The 2,059-nt window shown below is 60.6% G+C and carries 2 protein-coding genes; both read right to left on the reverse strand.

Annotated elements, in window-relative coordinates; all coding sequences use genetic code 11:
- The coding region (locus WBV42_RS01525; RefSeq protein WP_423984471.1) for a ribonucleotide-diphosphate reductase subunit beta at positions 1-585 on the reverse strand (585 nt) is incomplete at its 3' end.
- Positions 586-617: 32 nt separating this feature from the next.
- Positions 618-2,059: ribonucleoside-diphosphate reductase subunit alpha (locus WBV42_RS01530; protein WP_423984472.1), on the reverse strand; the 1,442-nt coding region annotated here is incomplete at its 5' end.

Genomic DNA, 2,059 nt, shown 5'->3' on the forward strand with positions numbered 1-2,059 from the left:
GTTCTGGCGTTTCAGGCCGAGCATCATGGCGAACCCGGCGTAGAAGAAGACGCCCTCCATGATGACGTAGAAGCCGACGAGGTCCCGGAGGAATTCACGGATGTCGTCCTCGGTCTCGATGGTGAAATCGGGGCGGTCGATGGCGCGAGTCAGGTTCACCACGAACTCGTCTTTCTCCTCGATGGAGGGAACCCGCTCGTACATTCCGTACAGGTAGTCCGGGTCGAAGCCGAGCGAGTCACAGCAGTAGATGAACGTGTCCGTGTGAATCGCCTCCTCGTACGCTTGCCGCAGGAGATACTGACGGCACTCGGGCGCGGTCACGTACTCGTACAGCGCGAGGACGATGTTGTTCGCGGTTAGCGACTCGGCCGTCGAGAAGAAGCCGAGGTTCCACTCCACGAGTTGGCGTTCGGCATCCGAGAGGGCGTTCCCGTTCCATTGGGAGATGTCGTCCTGCATGGGAATCTCCTCGGGAACCCAGTTGTTGTTGACGCCCGCTTGGTAGTAGTCGCGGGCCCAGTCGTAGTCCAGCGGGAGTATCCTGTTCGGGTCGTGTTCGGCGTCGTTGTTGATGAGTGGCATGGATGAGGTTGAAATGGTGTTCGTGTGGTCGATTACTGACAGGCGTCGCACGTCGGATCTTCGACGGTACAGAGTTCCTTTTCGTCCGTTTCGTCCGCCGGTTGCCCGCCGTCGGTCTCGGCCTCGTCAGCTCCGAACTCGTTCCGGTGCTGGCTCTTGCCGTACTCGGCCATGTCGAGCGTCGATTTCTCGATGCCCGACGCGCCGAGCGTCCGCAGGTAGTAGGTCGTCTTCAGGCCCAACCGCCATGCGGTCTTGTACACGTCGTCGAGGAGCGTACCGTCCGTGGACGGGAAGAAGACGTTGTGCGAGACCGATTGGTCGATCCACGTCTGCCGGTGGGCGGTCAGTTCGAGTTGGTGACGTGGGTCGATTTCGAACGCGCCGCGATACAGTTCCTTCAGATCGTCCGGAACGGCGTCGATCTCCTGAATCGAACCGTCGTGATACTTGATTCGGTCCACCATTTCCTCGTCCCACTCGCCGATTTCTTGCAGGTCGTCAACGAGGTGGTCGTTGATGACGGTGAACTCGCCGGACATGTTCGATTTCACGTAGAGGTTCGAGTACTGCGGTTCGATGGACGGCGTGGTTCCGTTGATGGTCGAAACCGTGGCCGTCGGCGCGATGGCCATCGTGTTCGAGTTTCTCATTCCGTACTCCTCGACGTGTTCGCGGACGACGTACCAGTCGAGGGTCTCCTCTCGATCGGTCGGAATCTCCCTCCCCCGTTCCGCTTCGAGCGAATCGACGGTGTCCTGCGGGAGCAGGCCGCGGTCCCACTTCGAACCGTCGTAGGACGGATAGGGTTCCCGCTCGGCGGCGAGTTTCGAGGAGTTCAGGATAGCGTGGTAGGAGACGAACTCCTGCCAGCGGTTCGCGGCCTCGATGCCGTCCTCGGAGTCCATCGGGATTCCGAGTTCCATCAGCGCGTCGTGGAATCCCATCGTTCCGAGTCCGACCGGCCGGTGTCGCATGTTCGACTCCTCGGCTTCGTCAGTGGGGTAGAAACAGAGGTCAACGACGTTGTCCAACATCCGCATCGCGGTCTCGATGGTGTCCGCGAGGTGGTCGCGGTTCAGTTCACCGTCCGAAACGTGCGTAACGAAGTTCACGCTGCCGAGGTTGCAGACAGCGTGTTCGTCCTCGCTCGTGTTCAGCGTGATTTCGGTGCAGAGGTTCGAGGAGTGAACCGTCCCGACGTGGTCCTGCGGCGAGCGGACGTTACACGGGTCTTTGAACGTCAGCCACGGATGGCCCGTCTCGAACAGGCGCGTGAGGGTTTTGCGCCACAGTTCCTCGGCATCGACGCGTTCGTACTGTCGGAACTCGCCCTCGTCCGCCATCGCTTCGTACTCCAGATATTTTTCCTCGAAGGTGGCACCGGACAGGTCGTGGAGGTCGGGGACCTCGTCGGGGCTGAACAGCGTCCATTTCTCCCCCTGTTCGACGCGCTTCATGAACAGGTCCGGAA

It is taken from the genome of Haladaptatus sp. (genome assembly GCF_049589095.1).
GTDB lineage: Archaea > Halobacteriota > Halobacteria > Halobacteriales > Haladaptataceae > Haladaptatus.